This is a genomic window from Photobacterium sp. DNB22_13_2, assembly GCF_052873915.1.
The window spans coordinates 117,812-139,122 of record NZ_JBNNXU010000016.1 but is presented as its reverse complement, the minus strand read 5'-3'; the positions used below and the strand labels follow the sequence as shown (position 1 = coordinate 139,122).

Here is a 21,311-nt window from a genome sequence, read left to right as displayed (position 1 = left end):
ACCCGGCCAGCGAACCATAGCAGGAACACGGTACGCCCCTTCCCAGTTGGTGTTCTTCTCACCACGGAAAGGCGTCAACCCAGCATCAGGCCACGAGTTCATATGTGGACCGTTATCAGTGGAATAGAAGACAATGGTGTTGTCCTTAATACCAAGATCGTCCACCTTCTTCAACAGAACCCCGACATGGTTATCATGTTCAACCATGCCGTCGGCATAGAAACTGATACCTGTTTTACCCGAGTTCTCTTCTTTGACATGGGTACGGAAATGCATACGGGTTGCATTCCACCACACAAAGAATGGCTTCTCGGCTTTTACAGCACGATCCATGAAGTCAAGCGCGGCTTCAAGGGTTTCATCATCAACGGTTTCCATACGCTTACGCGTTAGCGGACCGGTGTCTTCAATTTTGCCGTCTGCGTACGATTTGATCACACCACGAGGGCCGAACTTCTTGCGGAATTCAGGATCTTTTGGATAATCAACATTTTCAGGCTCTTCTTCAGCATTGAGGTGGTAAAGATTACCGAAGAATTCATCAAAACCATGGTTAGTGGGAAGGTGTTCGTCTTTATCGCCAAGGTGATTCTTACCAAACTGCCCTGTCATGTAACCAAGGGGTTTAAGCATTTCGGCAATCGTCGCATCTTCCGCCTGCAAACCGAGATCGGCACCGGGCAGGCCTACCTTACTTAAACCTGTTCTCAACACAGTTTGTCCAGTAATGAAAGTAGAGCGACCAGCAGTACAGGATTGCTCACCGTAATAGTCGGTAAACATCATCCCTTCTTTAGCAATACTATCTATATTGGGAGTCTGATAGCCCACTAACCCAAATGTGTAAGCACTGACATTGGTTTGCCCGATGTCGTCTCCCCAAATAACCAAAATATTAGGTTTTTCTGCTGCGATACTGCTGCTTGCTGCACAGGTCAGCAGTGTTGCAAGTATCATTAATCGGCTTTTGAAGCCTTTTCTCGCTGTCATATCAACCTCAGTCACTAAGAATAAATGGCGTCCTGCAACAAAAATTAATAGCTCACAATAGGTAGTTCCGCGACTCTGATTGATTGAAATCAAGTATTTATTTGCTCATCCAAAGATTCAAACCGTCGAATTCTGAAGTGACTAAGATCACATTTGCGTCTAGGTACCTATTATTGACCAACCTCATAAAACACTTATAAAGCAGACTTTTAGCTAGCGTAATTAACCAAAGGTTATAACCGCTATAAAGCGACAAAATCCGCGTATTGCCAGAAACTTAGCGCCAACAACAAATAAGCACATCTTGTGCTGAGTAAAAAACTCTCTAGATTAGAATGGAGTTACTATGGCAAACCAAGTAAGTAAGCTGGCTGTCGGTTTCGGGGTACTTGCAACCTCCGGTGCAGCGGTTGCAGCTGACCAACCAAACATCCTAGCTATTTTCGGTGATGATGTTGGTTACTGGAATATCAGTGCATACAACCAAGGTATGATGGGTTACGAGACCCCGAATATCGACCGTATCGCTAATGAAGGTGCACTGTTTACCGACCACTACGGTCAGCAATCTTGTACCGCAGGTCGTGCGTCGTTTATTACTGGTCAAGAACCTTTCCGTACAGGCTTATTAACGATTGGTATGCCAGGCTCCACTCACGGTATTCCTGATTGGGCACCAACTATTGCTGATCTTCTGAAAGATCAAGGCTATATGACTGCGCAATTTGGTAAAAACCACCTTGGTGATCAAGATCAACATCTACCAACAGCCCACGGCTTTGATGAATTCTTCGGTAACCTCTACCACCTCAATGCAGAAGAAGAACCAGAAACTTACTACTACCCTAAAGATCCCGAGTTCCGTAAAAACTATGGTCCTCGTGGCGTGATCAAGTCATACGCAGACGGCAAGATCGAAGACACCGGCCCAATGACCCGCAAGCGTATGGAACACGCAGACGAAGAGTTCCTTGAAGCGTCTCTGGCCTTTATGGAAAAAGCAGTGAAAGCCGATAAGCCTTTCTTTATTTGGCATAACACCACACGTATGCACGTTTGGACACGTCTACAAGAGAAATACCAAGGCAAATCAGGGATCAGTATCTACGCCGATGGCATGCTAGAACACGATGACCACGTAGGTATCTTGCTTGATAAACTTGATGAGTTGAAGATTGCTGATAACACCATTGTGATTTACTCCACTGATAACGGTGCAGAAACCGCAACCTGGCCAGATGGCGGTGCGACACCGTTCCACGGCGAAAAAGGCACCACTTGGGAAGGCGGCATGCGCGTTCCTCAGCTAGTTCGCTGGCCGGGTGTTATCGAGTCAGGTTCGCGCATCAATGAAATGATGGCTCACCAAGATTGGCTGCCAACACTAATGGCCGCTGCTGGTGTTCCAGATGTGAAAGAAAAATTGGCTGACGGCTATAGCGCTAACGGTAAAGATTGGAAAGTCCACATCGATGGCTACAACTTCAAGCCTTACTTTGAAGGTAAAGAAGATAAAGGCCCTCGAGAATCTTTGCTGTACTTCTCTGCTAACGGTGAACTAAACGCTGTTCGTTGGCACGACTGGAAGCTAAACTTCGCGGTAATGGAAGGTAATATTTCAGATGCGATTCGTTTCGAGCAGAACTGGCCGCAGATCATTCATCTTCGTGCAGACCCATTTGAGAAGGCACCGCACGAATCTGGTATGTACATGCGCTGGATGGCCGATAACATGTGGTTGTTCGTTCCAATCCAAGACGTGATTGGCGATTTCTTCAAAACACTGCCTGATTACCCAATGCAGCAAGGTCAGCTGATGAACCCTGCTTCGATTAACTACCAATCTATGGGTTTACAAGGCAAGATGAAACAACTTGATGCATTGCAGCAAACAGTTGAGACGATGAAGTAATTATCCTTCCTTTTAGATAAAACTAAAACGCCCGTCATTCTATGAGTGCGGGCGTTTTTCTTTATTACTCTGCTTTGATTTATAGAGCTCGGATTTACAGCTCTCGGCTTCGTAACTCTCAACGTAACGGCTTTCTATAAATCTGGCCCTGACATAGCGAAGATGATTAGCGCTTTTCCTTAGCACAAGCTCTCTAATCCTTTTCTGGTCCAAGCTCACAGCTTGAACTCCTCACGACAATTGTTGCAACGGTAGAGCTGCTTATAAAAAAAGCGTTGCCACCACCGCCTCTTTATCCTGACAACGACCTTATGTTTACAGCCATCATTCATTATTTCAGTCACCATAAAAGTGTCATACATCGAGCGAGAGTATATGGAGTTGTCAGTCACCAATAAACAAGCAAAAGTCAAACGCATCGTTCCAATATGCAGAACGATCATTTTGTGATTCTTTGATAAGCTAAAATTAGAAACAATGAGATGAAAGCAAGAGTTGAATGAAGACAGAAGACATTAAACTATTTCACAAAGTAACTGAGTTTGGCTCGTTAACAGAAACAGCCAAGTGGCTGGATTTACCTAAATCCAACATCAGCCGTCGCATTAAACAATTGGAGAATGACCTCCAAATCAAACTCTTTCACCGCCATAGTCGCCATATTACGCTTACCGTTGCCGGAAATGACTTTTATAACTCATCCGTCCAACTCATTAATCAACTGGATCAAACGATTAGCAAGCTACAACGACCCAAAAAAGAACTAGATGGCCGGCTAAAAGTCATGATTTCACCAGTAATGATGAATATTGGGAAATTGGTGCTGGAGTTCATGCAGTTACACCCCTGCGTCAATGTTGAAATCATCAGCTCCAACGATGAACTGGACCTTATTAAGAATGACATTGATATCGCATTCAGGGTTGTAAATACTCCAACAGAAGAAAACCTTATTGCTCACAAAATTCGTGAAGAACCATACGGGCTATATGCTTCACCTCAGTACTTATCAAGCAACGGTACTCCAGATACCCTAGATAAGCTAACCGAGCATAATTTCATCACGTTTCGTTTTAGTAATGGTGAACGGTTTAATAAGCTGTTACTGGAAGATGGCAGAGTACTTAAAGTCTCGAGTAACTTAACGGTTAACAGTGTCCCTCTGCTCATTGAAAGCGCGATCCAGGGTCATGGCCTGATTCTGATTTCACAAAGAGTTGGCAATTTATTCGCCCAAAAAAAGCTACTAGAACAAGTAATCCATAGCTATTCACCAAGCTATAATTTCGGCTGGGTTGTGCATCCACCACGCCATTACCTATCTTTAGTCACTCAAGAGTTTCTCAACTTTGTTTTACACCGGCTCAAACGATTGGGCTATGACGACAATGACGCTATGAATGTTTTTAGGCTACCTTTTTCACCACTAACACCATAAACACAATGGCAACAAAGAGAAAACAAAACAACCAACACCCAGAACACAACAAAAACAATAACATCACACAGATTACAAATTGACATCACTATAATATATGCAAATGTAACACCGAGTTGGCACCCCTTTTTAAACAACAAATTGACATACAAAAGACCAACAAATAAAACCACCCAGCAACACGAGCGCCACTCACATAACAAATTATTTTTTACCGTGTTAATGACTGTAAAAAACCCCTCCAAAACTTGATCTAGACCTCGAAATTTCTTCGCTTTCCCTTTGAATAATCAGCAAGGTAGATCTACGATTAGCGCCTAAATGGAAAATCCTACGATAGCCCATTTCTTAACTACCAACGAAACAGAGTCTATTGCATGAATAACGATAAACGCCCTCTCTACATCCCTTACGCTGGCCCTGCGTTACTAGAAACTCCCTTGCTTAACAAAGGTAGTGCATTCTCTGTCGAAGAGCGCATGTTCTTCAACCTGGAAGGCTTGCTTCCAGAAGCTATCGAAACTATTGAAGAGCAAACAGAACGTGCTTATAAACAGTTTTTGAAATTCGAAAACGATATGGATAAGCACATCTACTTGCGCAACATCCAAGATACTAACGAAACCCTATTCTACCGTTTGGTTGAAAACCACATTACCGAGATGATGCCTATCATCTACACCCCAACCGTTGGTGCGGCATGTGAAGATTTCTCAAACATCTACCGCCGTGGTCGTGGTCTATTCATCTCTTACCCTAACCGTGACCGCATTGAAGACATGCTAAACAATGCATCACGCCACAACGTAAAAGTTATCGTTGTAACAGATGGCGAACGTATTCTTGGTTTGGGCGACCAAGGTATCGGTGGTATGGGTATTCCAATTGGCAAGCTATCTCTTTACACCGCGTGTGGTGGTATCAGCCCAGCTTATACCCTACCCGTTGTTCTTGATGTGGGTACAAATAACCCTCAACGCCTATCTGATCCTATGTATATGGGTTGGCGTCATCCTCGTATTTCTGGTCAGGAATACGACAACTTTGTTGATGAGTTCATCCAAGCAGTTAAACAGCGTTGGCCTGATGCCCTAATTCAATTCGAAGACTTCGCACAGAAAAACGCCATGCCACTGCTTGAGCGTTACAAAGACAAAGTGTGCTGCTTTAACGATGACATCCAAGGTACAGCGGCTGTCACTGTTGGCTCTCTACTTGCTGCGTGTAAAGCAGCTGGCAGCAAACTGTCTGAGCAGCGTGTAACTTTCCTAGGTGCAGGTTCTGCCGGTTGCGGTATCGCAGAAGCAATTATTGCTCAGATGGTGTCTGAAGGTATCTCTGATCAGCAAGCGCGTAGCCAAGTATTCATGGTTGACCGTTGGGGTCTGCTTGTTGATGACATGCCAAACCTAATCAACTTCCAGAAAAAACTGGTTCAAACACGCTCAACAATCAATGAGTGGGATACTGAAGATAACAATATCTCTCTACTCGATGTTATGCGCAATGCCAAGCCAACAATTTTGATCGGTGTATCTGGCGTACCGGGCCTATTCAGTGAAGAAGTGATCCGTGAAATGCACGCACATTGCGAGCGTCCAATCATCTTCCCACTATCTAACCCAACCAGCCGTGTTGAAGCAACACCGGCTGATATCATCCGCTGGACAGACGGTAAAGCGCTGGTTGCAACAGGCTCTCCGTTCGAACCTGTGGTACACAACGGCAAGACATACCCAATTGCCCAGTGTAATAACAGCTATATCTTCCCTGGTATCGGCTTAGGTGTTTTGGCTGTCGGCGCACGTCGTGTAACAGATGAAATGCTGATGGAAAGTAGCCGCGCATTGGCTGAGTGCTCTCCACTTGGTATCGAAGGTAAAGGTGCATTGCTTCCGCCATTAGAAGAAATCCAAGATGTTTCCCGCTACATTGCTTTTGCTGTTGCCAAAAAAGCAATTGAACAACGTAAAGCGCCGAAAAATACCGACGAGCGTATTAAAGAGAAGATCAACGATAACTTCTGGGGTGCAGAGTACCGTCGTTACAAGCGTACTTCTTTCTAATACAGACACTAGAATGTGACAAGCAATATATGACAAGACCCGCCATATTGGCGGGTCTTTCTTTTCAAGGGTGACCATTGCTGCAGTTCAACCCTCATGGCTTGAATATGCAATCTTTCGAGTCTTTGTAAACTTACCTTCCAGCAATATTATTAAATTTAGTGTTTCCTCTAAAAAATTCATTAAGTTGATACTCAATATATAAGAGTGCGCTTACTATATTAATGTGACTTGACGATAATCCAGTCACTATCTGTATTCTTAAGAGAGGTATTGAAAACAGTATGCAAGATCTGCCAATTTGCTCTCAATGCGGCCAAGATGAAGAATTCCTGGTTTCAGAAACGGGTAGCTATGTATGTATTTGTGGTCACCGATTCGAGGTGGTAACGCTCGATGCAAATAACGATAAAACCAAATGCTCTACCTATAGAAAGGCTAGTCATCCAGCCTACCATGAGTCATATCAACACAAGTCTCCTAACAAACCGCTTCATTAAGCCACCCCGTTTTAGGTCGCTTAACTGGTTAAAACCGCTTCTAATTAGCGGTTTTTAATTAACTAAATCATGAAAAAATATTCATCACTCCATTCAATACCCTTTACAGCCATTCTCAAATGTTAAGAATAATTGAAATTTCGCCAACACCTCACGGTTAAATATTCTGTATAAAATGGTTAACACAGAGTAAAAAGCAAAGTTATCATCAATTATACACCGTTCATTAAGCGCCGGTAAGAAATCCAATTACAACAATATAAGACATTGATAAATATTGATATATTTTACAGGCATCTATACTGCAAGTGTATTTTGCAGCTTTACCATTTAAAAAACGTGATATGCATCACACTGATTTAGACGGATTTCGTGCTAACTTACGGCCCCGTCTACAGATGAAACACCTGATTCTATGTTTCACAATTGTAACTTCAACAAGTTACACATAGCTGGGATCGACTAGCAAATAACAAATATAAATTCAGAATCATATTCATGAATTGTCATGTAAATGGACGTTTCAATTTACTCAACCAACAGCTAATTGGTTGAGTGTCATATACAGGAAATTAGTATGAGTGTTACAAACGAAACTTGGTTGACCTCGCTGAACGATGGTTTGGAAACCGTCATCGGCGCAATTAACGGTGTACTTTGGGGCCAACTCCTTGTTTACCTACTGGTAGCAGTCGGTATTTACTTCACTATACGTCTCGGCTTTATCCAAATTCGCCAATTTCGCCATTCAATTGATGTCCTAAAAAGCGGTAAAGAAGTTGATAACGGTATCAGCTCTTACCAAGTATTTTGTACATCAATGGCAGCCCGTGTAGGTACAGGTAACATGGCTGGTGTTGCAGTCGCACTTACTGTGGGTGGTCCAGGTGCAATCTTCTGGATGTGGTTGATTGCCCTATTCGGTATGTCTACGGCTTTCATCGAATCGACGCTGGCACAGATTTACAAAACCAAAGATGTTGATGGTCAATACCGTGGTGGCCCAGCCTACTACATGGAAAAAGGCCTTGGTATGCGTTGGATGGGTTCACTATTCTCAGTGTTCCTAATCATTGCATTTGGTCTCGTGTTCAACGCCGTGCAGGCAAACACAATCACAGACGCACTAAGCCACTCTTTCGGCTTTGACCAAACCATTATGGGTGTAGTGATTGTTGCGTTCTCTGCCTTCTTCATCATGGGTGGCCTACGCAAGATTGCAGTTGCATCAGCGAAGATTGTTCCAGTTATGGCAATCGGCTACCTTGCTATCGCAATGGTCATCGTGATCATGAACATCACTGAACTTCCAGCGGTTATTTCTCTGATTGTTAAGAGCGCGTTCGGCTGGCAGGAAGCAGCGGCAGGTGGTGTGGCTTATACCATTGCTCAAGCAATGCAGAGCGGTATCGCACGTGGTCTCTTCTCAAACGAAGCAGGTATGGGTTCTGCAGCTAACGTTGCAGCAAGTGCAACACCAAATCCGAACCACCCTGCTTCACAGGGCTTTGTTCAGATGCTAGGTGTATTTGTTGATACTATTGTTATCTGTTCAGCGTCTGCAGCGATGATCATGCTAAGTGGCGTGATGGATCAGCCAAACGCAGCAACAGGTATCAGCCTACTTCAGCAAGCGCTAACAAGCGAGCTAGGTGGCTGGACGACATACTTCATGGCAGCAGCGATTCTACTGTTCTGTTTCTCGTCTATCATTGCTAACTACAGCTACGCTGAAACCAACGTAATGTTCCTGAACGGTAACACTAAGAAGGGGCTATTTGCTTTCCGTCTATGTGTACTTGTGATGGTAATGTTTGGCTCTGTCGCATCACTTCCAGTTGTTTGGAACCTGGCTGATGCTTCTATGGGTATGATGGCGCTAATCAACATTGTTGCTCTAGTAATGCTATCTAAGCTGGCTATCAAGGTTATCAAAGACTACGAAACACAGCTTAAAGCCGGTAAAACACCTGAATTCGACCGTTCTAAGTTCCCAGAACTAGACGACCTAGAGGGTGCATGGCACCCAGAAGGTACTGAACCAGTAGCCGCTACCAGCAAGTAATCTTTTCTAAGATGAAAAAAAGAGCCAGCGCTTCAATACGCTGGCTCTTTTCTTTTATGTGGAAGTCACACAGTTAACTTCGCTATTCTCTTTTACTTCGCTAGCTTCTCAGCCGTAATACGGATCACATCAACCACAACATCACTGGCCGCTTGCAGCGACTTAACCGGCAAGTATTCATATATGGAATGGAAGTTGTGGGCACCAGTAAAGATATTCGGGCATGGCAAGCCTTTTTGCGACAACACCGCCCCATCATACCCCCCACGCATTGGAACCGCTTTCATCTCGATACCGTTACGCTGATAAGCTTCTGTGGCTATATCAATAGGGAATCCTGCGTCACCTTCCAAGCTGTTAGCAACATTCTCATAGCGGTCAGAGAGGTCAATATCAATATGTCCTTCTCCCCAAAGCGCCTGACAACCATCAGCTAATTGCTGCAAGAATGCCATACGGTGCGCATAACCCTGCTTGGTAAAATCACGAATATCCATTTTCAACACAGTTTTGGCACTGTTACCTGCCAGTTCTTTAACCCAGTAATACCCTTCTCTTCCTTCGGTATATTCCGGCGCTTCACCCGGTGGCAACATGGCGATGAACTTATGGGCCATCAACAATGAATTTTTCAGCTTCCCTTTTGCCGACATAGGATGAGCCGATTGGCCGGTAAAGGTCACAATGGCATTACCGGCATTCCAGTTCTCATGAACAAATTCACCGATACCGCAACAATCGAGGGTATAACCAAAATCAGCGCCGAAACTTTCGACATCAAACGCTTTTGCGCCGCGCAGCCCTTGTTCTTCATCAGGTAAAAACGCGACCTTCACAGGACCGTGCTCAATTTCAGGATTACTTGTTAGTACCTGAAGGGCATGCATAATAGCGGCAATAGCCGCTTTATCGTCCGCGCCTAATAAACTCGTTCCGTCAGTAACAATGATCTCCTGGCCCTGATACTGGGCTATCTCAGGAAACTCGTCTTCTTTCAGCACGATATCTAATGCCTCATTCAGCACAATGTCCCCACCCTGATACGGAACGATCTTCGCTTGGGTATCATTGGTCTGTTCAGCACTGGTATCAAGGTGAGCAAAGAAAGAGACAGTTGGCAGAGCTTTGTTGGTGTTGGTAGGCAGCGTAGCAGTAAGAATCGCAGTATCCCTAAGAATGATATCTTCCATGCCAAGCGCTTCAAGTTCACTCTTAAGCAAAGTGGCTAATTCCATCTGCCCCTGCGAAGAAGGCATGATACCAGCTGCGCCTTTGTCACGGCTGGTCGTAGTATTGATGCGGGTATAATTGATAAAACGTTCAACAATGTTCATTTTCAGCTCCGATTAGAATCGAAAATACAGCAGACGAAACATCTGCCGTATGATTGTTATTAGTTGTTAATCATTCTTAAACAATGATTTGTGAGCAAATCATCACCGTTAGCAAACCACCAAGCATTGGGATCGCGGTACGCTTTGCCAATTCGATTGGCGATATGTTGGCAACAGCGGCACAAGCAATGACAACACCGGCTACCGGCGATGCTGAGCGCATCAAACCCGCTGATAGCTGCATAGGCAATGCTACATGCGCAGCAGCAGTACCTACCTGAGAAGCGACGTCCGGCGCTAGGTTAGAAAAACTAAAGAATGCTGCGTTACCCGAGCCCGATAGCATGGTGATAGTAATGATAATACCCACCAGCATCACAACCATTGCTGAATAACCCAGTCCCATGCTTGCAGCAGAGTTAAGTAGTAGGTCAATAAAACCAATTGCACTTAGGCCAACAACGAAAACTTGCGCGGCAATGATCAGCGTTACAACACCAGCAAACACGTTACCCATGCCTTCCAAGTACACTTTCAGTGATGCGGCTACCGTTTTACCGTCTCGGGTATGAATGAAGTCACACACCATTGAAACGAACAGGGCAATAAACATCGCTGTAACTACATCCATTTTGATTGAAGTAATGGCAAATTTGCTGAACGTCAGCAACAGCATCAAAGGAAGCACTGGTAGGATGGCAAACCACTTTGGCGCTTCACGCTGATCTTTAGAATCAAGGTTGAATTCATGAATCACGCCATTCTCCTGATCTTTACGATCAAAATAGCGCTGGCAGAAGAAATGAAGCACTGCAATAACAGCCATTGCCGCAAGTGAAACCGGTAGCTGGTAACTTGCAAAATACGTGGCAACATCAATGCCTGATACTTCTGCTGCCTTATTCGCTGCCGATGACGCAGGGCCAAGATCTAAACACCCCGTGGTCGCCACAACCGCCGCTGCTGCCGCTGGATTACAACCTACTCCGACCAAGACCGGGTACATAGCCACCAACAGCAATAGGGCTAAACCAGTCGCACTTGGAATAAAGATGTTGATCAACTGGCCAATGATATAAGCCATTGCCAATACCACGTAAGGGTTTTTGACATAAGACAGCGGCTTAGTCGCAATCTGCACCATGGCATTTGCAGCACCGATATGGCCCATGTACTTGGAGAAACCACCCACAGCCATAATAATCAAACCCAACTTGGCTAGCGTGGTTGATGAAATGACCTTAATGACTTCGAAGAAATCAACAACAACAGAACCGGTATGGGCTCCACCTTTTGGCATAAAGTCGGTGTTCCCGCTTATCACCCCTAAAGCAATCATCGACAGACCGGCCAAAAATAATACCGCTTGGGTGTTATATTTTTTGACAATAAAATATCCGACACCAAATATTGATGGAAGAGCAAGGTATGTAATCATTAAAAACCCCTTCAATGGAGATAAATAAAATAGAAATTATTTAAAATGGTTTTGCGTTTAAATAAGCATGAATACATCGCGAGTTTATAATATATATCCCGATCAGTATCCCGCTACAATTTGAAGCGTTGTTAAAATCGATATCATTTCATAAATGAAATTTTTAAATTAACAATAAATGATAGAACGTTAGTTTTTAAAAACACTGAATTCGTCGAACAGCCCTTCTATTCGTTTAAATCGATTATCTTTTTCTTGATGTTGTGAAAGGCCTTTAATGAATGCTTCTATCAGAGCAAATCCAGCAGCACGATTATTGAAAAAACCTCTCCCCGCACTTTCCACAATAAACTGCACGTCACAATATGAGACGAATGGGTTCACCGGTTGATCAGTCACTAAAATATTGTGACCGCCGCACTCATGGAACCAACGTACCAACTTAATGGTAATAGAAGAATAACGGTGATAAGAAATTGCCAATAATACGTCGTCTTCACACACATCTACCAATTGATGCGGTAAGGTTGAGATATCCGCTTTGAGCAGTACGACATCTTTACGTAAGTACCTTGCAAGTAGGTAGAAATACGTAGCCAAGGCTTCTGATGACGCACTTCCCATGACATAAAGCTTGCCTTTGGTATGGCGCATCAACACCATGGCAGACTCAAAATCCTGTTCTGATAAGCGAGTAAATGTCTTATCTACATTATCGATTGTTTCTTGGTAATGATTCGCCAATAAGCCCTCTGTCGAATCTTGCGGCTGCTCATGTGCATGATACTCATAACGCTCGATAGGTATTGTTAAGGTTTGTGCCAAATCATCTGACACTTCTTTTTTAAATGGAATAAAACCGCTAAAGCCTAATCGTTGTAAGAAACGCCCAAGAGTCGCCTTTCCCACCCCAATTTGTTTACAGAGTTCATCTATTTTTGCAAAAGGTAACATGGTGTAGTGATCCATAAAATAAGCCGCAATACGTTTTTCTGCCGCTGTATATGAATCAAATCTATTCACCGTATTAATGAACTCTTGTTTATTCATGGGTTTTATTTCCCGCATATCATTTTCTATGGGAAATTTTTCCACTCAAAGCAAAAATAGGCAAGGGAATACGATTTTCCCAGCATAATTTTGTGATCACCCGCTTAAGCAATACACGACCTTGTCAAACATTAAATATTTATCAATTATTCCGTCACACAAAATTAACAGTGAATGGCCATACTAAAAGCAATTTTATTTTTTTCTTTCTTTATTTCATGTTTTTTAAGACCAACTCTTTAGAGGTATCTGTAATACCTCTACTAATTTGCGCTACATCAATTTAGTCATTAAGGTACTAACTTCGCCATGGGATATTTTTCCCAACCGAGCATTGCTGTTCAATTCACCATCAATGTATCGCTCAATTATTCACCACCCGACTTACCCATACACTTGGTTACAAGTTTGTACTCACACTTGACTTTTCATTGGTTATCTTTCCCCCTTTTTATTCAATAACATGCAAAATAATCGCCTAATCGTTTGCGATGTTACAAATAGATGACATTTTCTGCCATTTTTTTGTAATTGCTCCTCCAATTCATCTCGTATATAGTGCGTAAGCCTTGATTACAAAGGCTTTTCAATATCTATAAATAGGTTATCAAATGAAGTTTACTAAGCCTCTTATCGCGCTTTCTGTCGCAACTGCGCTGGCTGGTTGTGCTCAGTCCACAATTGAAACAGGTGACTCTTTTACCCTTACTGTCGCACACATCAACGACACGCATTCCAACTTCGATCCTGTTAAGTCCAGTTTCTGGGCAAGAAACAAGCTGGTTTACAACGAGTTTGGTGGTTTTCCTCGCTTGCAGACCATGGCTGATGAGTATAAGAAAGCGGCTGAAGATAATGACCAAAGCTTCCTTTTCCTTCATGGCGGTGACGCATGGCAAGGCAGCGCTTACTTCAAGCTAAATGAAGGAGCAATGAATGCTGAGTTACTAAGCCGTTTGGGGCTTGATGCCATGGCACTGGGTAACCACGAGTTTGATCTCAACAATGCAAAACTTAACCAGTTTATCGGCGACATCAACTTCCCTGTGCTTGCTGCTAACATCGACGCCAGCAAAGATGCGGATCTAAAAGATCAAACCAACCTCAAACCTTACGTAGTTTTCGCTTTCGACGGCAATCAGAAAACTGAAATCACTGACCTAGATAATCTTCCTACAGGTAAAGATATCGTTGCGGTATTTGGTATCGCCTTAGACGATATGCCAAACATCGCCCCTAATACCGGTGACGTAGAATTCCACAACATGGTCGAGTCTTCTCAGGCTACCGTTGATATGTTCCACGCTAAAGGCATCAACAACATCATCGCTGTAACCCACATCGGTAACGCGGTAGACGTTGATGTTGCATCGCAGGTTAACGGTATTGATCTGATCGTTGGTGGTCACTCCCATACCCTCCTGGGTGACTTCACCAACCTGGGCCATGACAATGGTGGCGAATACGCGCAAATGGTTCCAAACCCTAACGGCCAGAGCCAGACTTGTGTTGTTCAAGCGGGTGAATATGCACAGGCTATCGGCCAGCTAGACGTTACGTTTGATACCAATGGCGAAGTAACAAACTGTGCAGGTCTAAACGTACTGCTAAGCAACGATGAGTACTTCCATTCGCCATTGCGTGAAGCGGGTAGCGAGTTCAACTCAAACGAGACCGCTTCTGTCGTAAACTTCATCGAAGGTGAAGACAACATCACCATTACCGAAGAAGAAGCGGTAATGCGCCAGATCATCGACACCAAATACAAGCCAGCGGTTAACGAAGCTTACGGTAAGGTAATCGCGCAGGTTCCTGAAGAGATCAACCACGAGCGTCGCCCAGGTGACGGCGGTACCGATGCACACGGCTCTGATGTTGCCCCTATCTTGGCTGCTGGTCAGTACTACTGGGCTAACTCACCAGAAGTGGTTGCGGTTACTGGCATGGAAGTTGACTTCTCATTGATTGGTGCGGGCGGTATCCGTACCAACATTGAAGCGGGTGAATACCGTGAAGGTAACATTTCACTAGAGCTACTACCGTTCTCTAACTTTATGTCTGTTGTACCGGTACAAGGTAAATACATCAAAGAACTGATCGACGGTACGGTATCTGCCACTCTACCTGAAGGTGCTCACGCTGGTAAGTTCCCATACGGTGGCCATATCCGTTACCAATACACTGAAACGACACCTTACCAAAACGGTAAGCTGGATTACGTTGAAGTGATGACGGGTACGGCTGATGCACCAGTTTGGACTCCGATTGAAGACAACAAGACCTACAACGTTGCAGTTAACAACTATAACGCAACCGGTAACGATGGCTGGACTCCGCTATTCAAAGCTCAGCAAAAATCATCTGACCGTGTAGACCTTGCTTATGTTGACGGTAAGCTAACTGGCTTCAAAGTGAAGAACATCGTCGAAGCAGATGGCCGCTTCAAAGTTAACTATGAAGGTGAAGCGCCTAACTGTAAGGCAGACAACTTCCGCTGTAACACCGATGCACAAGCTGTTATCGACTACATCGCAGAAAATATGCCGACACTTAAGCCGCTAAACTACAACGTAGTGACACTTAACCGTGCGAACTAATATTACTCTTTGAGTCATATTGTTTAAAAAGAGGATGGCATTAGCCATCCTCTTTTTTTAAGTAATGCCGGATACCAACTCCATATAGATACCGAAGAAATACGCCTACCTAGCTCAACACAAGCAGGCTCGATCACGAATTACTTGAATACGCTCTTGTCTAAAACCTTAGCATCAACCAACTGTGACAGTACATTGTGTGTTTGCTCTCTGAGGAAATCACGCAACAAGCGCACTGTTGGTGTGATTGACTGGCGACTCGGACATACCAACCACAGCTCGGTTGGGGTCGGTCTATACTCTGGCATCACGTTGACCACCCGCCCATTAAGCAAATCATCTGCCATATCCAGGCATGATTTAATGGCGATTCCCTTCCCTGACACACACCAACGCCTAACTAAATCGCCATCATTAGATGAACGATTACCTTTAAGTCTTAACTTATGAATTTCATCGCCATGAGTAAAGCGCCACTCATCTTGCACAATGTCCCGTAGTTGATAGAAAAGCCCATTATGTGCTTTAAGCTCATCCAGCGTGTTAGGCGCACCGTGTGCTTCCAAGTAAATGGTTGAAACGCACATCAAGCGCGGTACATTACAAATTTTGAAGCCATACATACTGGCATCGGTCGGTGAGCCATAACGAAGCGCCATGTCGACAGAATCTCGGTAAAAGTCGATATTACTGTCACTAATATTGCTTCGCAGAGCAACATTAGGATAATTAGCAAGAAACTCATCTAACCAAGGCGTAACGACATTTCTTCCCAAATCGGACGATAACGCAATCCTTATCTCACCATCGATCACATCAAGATCATCACGCACATTTTGCTTTGCGCTATCTAACATCTGCAATGCTTGTTCACATTGGGGCAAATAGCGCTCACCGGCGGGTGACACCCTAAGTTGCCTCGTTGTACGCACAAACAACTCCACACCAAGGGAAGCCTCTACCCGCTTGACTGCTGCGCTTGCCGTTGCCACACGCATATCCAAGCTAGTTGCTGCTGCGGTAATACTGCGAAACTCCGCAACTTTTAACACCACCTCGAGATCTTGAATGAGCATTGTTGCCAGCCTTATATTCAAATAATATTTGATAAATTATCAATTATGATAGCGTTTTTAACTAGGGCAACAAGGCTTATGATCCACCAATAAGAATATTCATGACCTCCCGGATGATAACGATGGAACAGATCCAGTTCCAACAAGGGCCAATCCGCCCACCATCAGAAGCCGATAGCCTCATCTTTATATGCACGCTACACTAGGCGTTAACCTCAGCCGCGGCAACAGATCAATCATGGACAAACCCTCTTCCCTTTGGCAACGCTTTAAATCCGCAGCCATTGATGTACTCGATTTCAAATCCCGCGTCTGGGTCATCAATATCCGCAGTAGCACCCTACAAGACGAGTCATTCGTGGTCAGTGAAGACAGCTTCAAACAGCCGTTACAATGGATGGCGAAGAAGCAATTCGATGACGATATGCTTAATAGTGTCGAGAATATGAAAGTCTCGCAGGTATTAGTATTTCATCTTGAGGGTGTTAGGTATCGTTTACTGCGGGTGAAATAGAGCGAGGTTAATCTCGCGCCACAAACACCAAGGCAATCCCTCCCAAAATGAGCAGTGTCGAGATCCCGGTGGATACCGTGATAGCCTCACTCAACACTAACCACCCACCAAGACTTGCCAGGGCCGGTACTGAGAGCTGGACAACGGATGCCTTCAATATCGATAGAGTCGGCAACACAGCATACCAGATTGCATAACCGATCCCCGAAGCCGCCGCCCCTGAAAGCACGGCCAGCAGAGCACCACGAACTGCTATGCGCTCTATTTCCATTGATGAAGGGACGAGCACGACAACTAACACTGCGATCAGGGATGCCAACAAAAAACTGATAGACATGGTCAGTATTGAAGGTCGCTCGGTTGATTGCTTGCCCATTATAGTAAAGGCTGCCCAGCACATACCTGCGATAACCATTAATATTGCAGCGAAAAAATCGGGCCTAGTCGCATTGGGGATCAATAAATAACCAAAGCCAACAAGAGATACACCTACCCCAACCCACTCCCAAACTTGCATTCTATTGCCACTAAAAATATGAAAGCCAATCATACTCAACTGGACTGAAGCAAAAAGGATCAAGGCCCCTGTCCCGGTAGCTATATTCACGTATGAGAAAGAAAAAGTCGCGGCATAGCCAAACAGCATCATCGCGCCGACAACATCAGACCTCTTCCATTTAGGTGGTAAATAAGCTGTCTTTGAGTGCATTGCTAGCGTTATTACCACCAGCGTGATCGCACCAGACACCAACCGAATCAGTGTGAAACTACCTGCATCAATAAGCCCTTCAGCTAACGCCAATCGACATAATATGGAGTTTCCCGCAAATGCCAGCATAGCGATACTCACTAAAAAAGCGGTTTTCAGGGGCGAGCTTAACAGTGGAGAACTGTGCAGTGTCGATTTTTGCAATGAAAGCAGCCTATTAAGTATTCATATGGAAAGTACTCTCCATATGAGTCGTTTTAGAAAGAAATACTAGCCAATAAAGGGGCAAGCATATCATTACTGGTTACTTTGAATCAGTTGGCCAATATCCTTTTCTAGGTAATCATAATATGGGTTCCCCTGTTCGCAAAGTGCAGTCTATTGAGTGGCTAGCACCTATATTTATGATTAAACTGGTTCTATCACATGGCGTTAAAGAAGAGCCTTACCGTCCAACTACCACTTAATCGTAGGGTAAACCTTTGATTATAATAGCTTGACCTAGCCCTTTGTTCATTTTGATATAAGAACATCAATGGAACTAGGTTATTAAGGGACAAATACAATGAAAAAGATCAGTAAAAAACTGTGGGTGTTTGATGGTAAGTCAGTCACTTTTATGTTGCTGCCCTTTTCTACTCGAATGACGGTAGTCAAACTCGCTGATTCAACATTGTGGGTACATAGTCCAATTGAATTAACCGAATCGCTAAAAGCACAATTGGATTCACTAGGGAAAGTACAATACCTCATTGCCCCTAATCACTTACATCATCTGTTTTTAAAAGAGTGGCAAGAAGCCTACCCTGCAGCCGCAACCTATGGCACGCGAGAGGTGATAAAGAAGCGAAGTGACCTTAGCTTTCTATCTGAGCTTACTTCTAGTGGTTTATACCCTTGGGAAACAGAGATTAATACGCTTCTCTTTACCGGCTCCAAGTTAATGGAAGAAGCCGTGTTTTTGCATCGAGAGTCCAAATCCTTAATATTGACCGATTTGATTGAAAATTTTCCGCCAACAGATTTTACTCGCGTACAACGCATGTTTGCTAAGTTTGCCGGCATTCTTTCGCCAAACGGTAAAACCCCTATTGATTGGAGAATGAGCTTCATGTTCCATAAAGCTGAGGCCGAACAGCATTACCTGCGAATGGTTGAATGGGAGCCGCAACGAATCATTATGGCGCATGGTGAAATTGTAGAGAATGGCGCATCCGTCTTTTTACGCAAATCTTTTGCTTGGTTAAACCCTTCTCATTCAAATCAGTAATGTCTCAGCAATCAACCACTTTTGTGGGTACGCTTCCTCTTCATGGCTAGACTGTAGTAAGCGCCAGTTGGCACTGGATAAAATAACATCCATTTTGAGGTCCATGACAATATGCCACACTTGTTTGTCAATAGAGAACGAATGCACGATGTTGTCCATAAAAATCCCGAACTTAAACAACAGTTTTTGTGGGAGTCACTCAATGCCATTGTCTATAAAATAGGTGGGATAATTTTTATATTAGGGAGTATATGCTTCCTACCCCGCTTTGAGAAATATGTCGACATCGGGGCCGCTTTATTTGTTATTGGCTCGATCCTTTATCTCATAGTTGCTTTACACGATGTATTAGAAGTAAACGCCTATCGTATTAATAACGGCAAACTTAGCAAAGAGTTGCGGTTAGAATTTACCGCTTCTTTCGCTTACTTTTCAGGTTCGCTCTTTTTCACAATTGGAAGTATATTCTTCCTCGAAGAAGTCGATATGATAACCGCTGGCGCATGGATGTTTATTATAGGCAGTGGACTTTTTATGTTTGGTGCTGTCATCAACGTTTGTCGGATTATTTATGAAGGCACCATCGTGACATTGCAACTAATGAACCTTACCGCGATCACCTTCGTTACGGGTTCCGTTCTCTTTCTTGTCGCTTCTGTCCCCTATCTTTGGCATATAGATACAGCACATGACTCTCATCAACTCTTCAGCTACTTAGCGTGGCAATACATTATCGGTAGTGTCCTTTTTCTGCTTGGTGGACTAACCAATTACTGGCGAGCTTTCCTCATCATTCGTCGTCAAATAATCGAAGCTGAAGAGCAAAGCTAGTTATTTATCTATCTAGAAGTTCGCTTTTATTGCCGAATTAATGGCATCGTGAAACAATTTGTTTCTACCACCTTGTTTTGCTTTATACATAAGGCTGTCAGCCCTGCTCAAAACGGTATCCATAACATCATCTACATTAAGGGACGTTAACCCTACACTGACAGTCACATTAAACACTGAACCTTTAGATTCTAATGAAGTGATACTGACTTGGTTCATTATTCTTTTCAAAATAACGGCAGCCCCTTTTATGTCAGTGTCCGGCAAGATGGCAAGGAACTCCTCTCCTCCCCAACGGCCATAAAGGCCTGATTGCCTACTTGTTGAAGAAACAATCTCACTGAAGAGCTTAAGTGCTTGATCACCGGCTGAATGCCCATACTGATCGTTAATGCGTTTGAAATGGTCAAAATCGATGATGGCAACTGATAGCTGTCTATCCAGCCGCTTTGAGCTATCTATGAGATCTTGCAATGTATGCTCGATAGATCTTCTATTCGCTAACCCAGTGAGAGGATCGGTATTAGCGATAATCTTCATTTGCACGTTAGCGCGTTCTAACGCTTTTATATCATTATTTCGGCCTATCTCATGACCAACCCACTCTGAGAATAATTTTACTAGCTCGTAATCTTGACGGACGAATGGCCGACACGGTTCTGGGCTTGAAAAATTAAGTGTTCCGAAACGTGTACCATCAACAAATATCGGCGTACCAAGATAGGCTTCTAAGCCAAAATTAATAAAGCACGGATGAGAGGCGACTTCACTTGATGATACGTGATTAAAACCTTGTACATCATTGGCCTTAATGACATGACTACAATATGTGCCAGATAAGTCAAAGGTCATGCCCTCTTCAAGGCTATTATCTGGGTGAACAGCTTGTTTTACCACATACTGGTTGCCATTTATTTCACTGAATATGCCAATCGGCAAACCAAACAATTCAGTCCCCAGCTTAAGAATGGCGTCGACACGCTGTTTAAACGTTAAATGTCTTGACGATGTAATAAGGTGAAGCTTGTTTAATGCCTCTTCAACCGCCAAGCGTACTGACTCATCTGAAATCAATGCGACGAAAAAAATATTTTCTCCATATTCGTCTTTGACAACCCCTCCATAAGTTTTACCTATAAACTCTTCACCAAATTTGGTTTTATATTTCACCGTTATTGACTCACCACGCGACTTGGCATCTGCATCTAAATAGTACCTAGTTGCACCTAAGCGATAATACTCTTTGGGTTCAGAGTAAAGCACGATAGTGCTTTGCTTATACAGTTCCTCTGCCGTATAACCAAAAAGCTCTCTTGCTTTTTGATTTAACCCCAAGACTTCCCGGTTTAAAGATGCGACAACAACAGCTTGGCTAAGATGCTCATATCCTCTGATTAATGTTGTCAGATCTGTGGGTTCTTCCTTGAGTTCATACAGCATAGCTATCCACTTGTTCCTTTACAGTATTTGGTAAAAAGTTAGTGCTTTCTATAGCTACATTTAAAAGCAATGTATCAGCTT

At 43.7% G+C, this 21,311-nt stretch carries 15 protein-coding genes; 8 read left to right on the top strand and 7 right to left on the bottom strand.

The annotated features are described in order from the left end of the window. Positions 1 to 990, bottom strand: a 990-nt coding sequence (locus tag ACVA58_RS20370; RefSeq protein ID WP_446512197.1) for a sulfatase-like hydrolase/transferase, incomplete at its 3' end; no start/stop codon positions are given. Positions 991 to 1,336: 346 nt separating this feature from the next. Between ACVA58_RS20370 and ACVA58_RS20365 the strand changes: the two genes are divergently transcribed. The 4 genes from ACVA58_RS20365 to ACVA58_RS20350 all read left to right on the top strand — a co-directional run bounded on the left by ACVA58_RS20365 (position 1,337) and on the right by ACVA58_RS20350 (position 8,971). Further along, positions 1,337 to 2,902 (top strand): arylsulfatase, encoded by a 1,566-nt coding sequence (locus ACVA58_RS20365; protein WP_446512196.1) that lies wholly within the window; start codon positions 1,337 to 1,339, stop codon positions 2,900 to 2,902. A gap of 499 nt (positions 2,903 to 3,401) precedes the next feature. Further along, on the top strand, positions 3,402 to 4,340 hold the full coding sequence (locus ACVA58_RS20360; protein ID WP_446512195.1) for a LysR family transcriptional regulator: 939 nt from the start codon (positions 3,402 to 3,404) through the stop codon (positions 4,338 to 4,340). Positions 4,341 to 4,717: 377 nt separating this feature from the next. Next, positions 4,718 to 6,406 (top strand): NAD-dependent malic enzyme, encoded by a 1,689-nt coding sequence (locus tag ACVA58_RS20355; RefSeq protein WP_446512194.1) that lies wholly within the window; start codon positions 4,718 to 4,720, stop codon positions 6,404 to 6,406. 1,077 nt (positions 6,407 to 7,483) lie between these two features. Next, positions 7,484 to 8,971 (top strand): alanine/glycine:cation symporter family protein, encoded by a 1,488-nt coding sequence (locus ACVA58_RS20350; protein ID WP_446512193.1) that lies wholly within the window; start codon positions 7,484 to 7,486, stop codon positions 8,969 to 8,971. A 92-nt stretch (positions 8,972 to 9,063) separates the two neighbouring features. On the opposite strand, the gene pepT is transcribed toward ACVA58_RS20350, so the two are convergent. The 3 genes from pepT to ACVA58_RS20335 form a co-directional block, all read right to left on the bottom strand. After that, positions 9,064 to 10,305 (bottom strand): peptidase T, encoded by a 1,242-nt coding sequence (gene pepT, locus ACVA58_RS20345; protein WP_446512192.1) that lies wholly within the window; start codon positions 10,303 to 10,305, stop codon positions 9,064 to 9,066. A 76-nt stretch (positions 10,306 to 10,381) separates the two neighbouring features. Beyond that, complete coding sequence (gene dcuC / locus ACVA58_RS20340) at positions 10,382 to 11,743, bottom strand: C4-dicarboxylate transporter DcuC (protein ID WP_446512191.1); 1,362 nt, start codon at positions 11,741 to 11,743, stop codon at positions 10,382 to 10,384. Positions 11,744 to 11,932: 189 nt separating this feature from the next. Next, the gene (locus ACVA58_RS20335; RefSeq protein WP_446512190.1) at positions 11,933 to 12,793 is read right to left on the bottom strand and encodes a MurR/RpiR family transcriptional regulator; all 861 of its coding nucleotides are present in this window, start codon (positions 12,791 to 12,793) and stop codon (positions 11,933 to 11,935) included. 611 nt (positions 12,794 to 13,404) lie between these two features. Between ACVA58_RS20335 and ACVA58_RS20330 the strand changes: the two genes are divergently transcribed. After that, positions 13,405 to 15,390 (top strand): bifunctional metallophosphatase/5'-nucleotidase, encoded by a 1,986-nt coding sequence (locus tag ACVA58_RS20330; RefSeq protein ID WP_446512189.1) that lies wholly within the window; start codon positions 13,405 to 13,407, stop codon positions 15,388 to 15,390. Between the two features lie 140 nt (positions 15,391 to 15,530). Here the strand turns inward: ACVA58_RS20330 and ACVA58_RS20325 are convergent, their stop codons facing one another. Next, on the bottom strand, positions 15,531 to 16,466 hold the full coding sequence (locus ACVA58_RS20325) for a LysR substrate-binding domain-containing protein (RefSeq protein WP_446512188.1): 936 nt from the start codon (positions 16,464 to 16,466) through the stop codon (positions 15,531 to 15,533). A 238-nt stretch (positions 16,467 to 16,704) separates the two neighbouring features. Between ACVA58_RS20325 and ACVA58_RS20320 the strand changes: the two genes are divergently transcribed. Then, positions 16,705 to 16,980 carry a hypothetical protein gene (locus ACVA58_RS20320; RefSeq protein WP_446512187.1) on the top strand — a complete coding sequence of 92 codons (276 nt, stop codon included), beginning with the start codon at positions 16,705 to 16,707 and terminating at the stop codon, positions 16,978 to 16,980. 7 nt (positions 16,981 to 16,987) lie between these two features. Here ACVA58_RS20320 and ACVA58_RS20315 read toward each other — a convergent pair whose 3' ends face one another. Then, positions 16,988 to 17,848, bottom strand: coding sequence for a DMT family transporter (locus tag ACVA58_RS20315; RefSeq protein ID WP_446512205.1), 861 nt, complete (start codon positions 17,846 to 17,848; stop codon positions 16,988 to 16,990). Between the two features lie 406 nt (positions 17,849 to 18,254). On the opposite strand from ACVA58_RS20315, the gene ACVA58_RS20310 reads away from it, so the two are divergent. Both ACVA58_RS20310 and ACVA58_RS20305 read left to right on the top strand, forming a co-directional pair. After that, the gene (locus ACVA58_RS20310; protein WP_446512186.1) at positions 18,255 to 18,959 is read left to right on the top strand and encodes a DUF4336 domain-containing protein; all 705 of its coding nucleotides are present in this window, start codon (positions 18,255 to 18,257) and stop codon (positions 18,957 to 18,959) included. Positions 18,960 to 19,100: 141 nt separating this feature from the next. Further along, entirely contained in the window at positions 19,101 to 19,790 is a 690-nt protein-coding gene (locus tag ACVA58_RS20305; protein ID WP_446512185.1) for a YrhK family protein, read from the top strand. A gap of 12 nt (positions 19,791 to 19,802) precedes the next feature. On the opposite strand, the gene ACVA58_RS20300 is transcribed toward ACVA58_RS20305, so the two are convergent. Then, positions 19,803 to 21,230: a diguanylate cyclase gene (locus ACVA58_RS20300; RefSeq protein ID WP_446512184.1), complete on the bottom strand. Its 1,428-nt coding sequence runs from the start codon at positions 21,228 to 21,230 to the stop codon at positions 19,803 to 19,805. Positions 21,231 to 21,311: the final 81 nt, after the last annotated feature.

Bases quoted from the DNA above. Each gene is read 5' to 3' on its own strand.
- ACVA58_RS20330 (WP_446512189.1), top strand. From the start codon at position 13,405: ATGAAGTTTACTAAGCCTCTTATCGCGCTTTCTGTCGCAACTGCGCTG.
- dcuC (WP_446512191.1), bottom strand. From the start codon at position 11,743: ATGATTACATACCTTGCTCTTCCATCAATATTTGGTGTCGGATATTTT.
- ACVA58_RS20320 (WP_446512187.1), top strand. From the start codon at position 16,705: ATGGACAAACCCTCTTCCCTTTGGCAACGCTTTAAATCCGCAGCCATT.
- ACVA58_RS20325 (WP_446512188.1), bottom strand. From the start codon at position 16,466: ATGCTCATTCAAGATCTCGAGGTGGTGTTAAAAGTTGCGGAGTTTCGC.
- ACVA58_RS20335 (WP_446512190.1), bottom strand. From the start codon at position 12,793: ATGAATAAACAAGAGTTCATTAATACGGTGAATAGATTTGATTCATAT.
- ACVA58_RS20305 (WP_446512185.1), top strand. From the start codon at position 19,101: ATGCACGATGTTGTCCATAAAAATCCCGAACTTAAACAACAGTTTTTG.
- pepT (WP_446512192.1), bottom strand. From the start codon at position 10,305: ATGAACATTGTTGAACGTTTTATCAATTATACCCGCATCAATACTACG.
- ACVA58_RS20355 (WP_446512194.1), top strand. From the start codon at position 4,718: ATGAATAACGATAAACGCCCTCTCTACATCCCTTACGCTGGCCCTGCG.
- ACVA58_RS20350 (WP_446512193.1), top strand. From the start codon at position 7,484: ATGAGTGTTACAAACGAAACTTGGTTGACCTCGCTGAACGATGGTTTG.
- ACVA58_RS20365 (WP_446512196.1), top strand. From the start codon at position 1,337: ATGGCAAACCAAGTAAGTAAGCTGGCTGTCGGTTTCGGGGTACTTGCA.
- ACVA58_RS20300 (WP_446512184.1), bottom strand. From the start codon at position 21,230: ATGCTGTATGAACTCAAGGAAGAACCCACAGATCTGACAACATTAATC.
- ACVA58_RS20310 (WP_446512186.1), top strand. From the start codon at position 18,255: ATGAAAAAGATCAGTAAAAAACTGTGGGTGTTTGATGGTAAGTCAGTC.
- ACVA58_RS20360 (WP_446512195.1), top strand. From the start codon at position 3,402: ATGAAGACAGAAGACATTAAACTATTTCACAAAGTAACTGAGTTTGGC.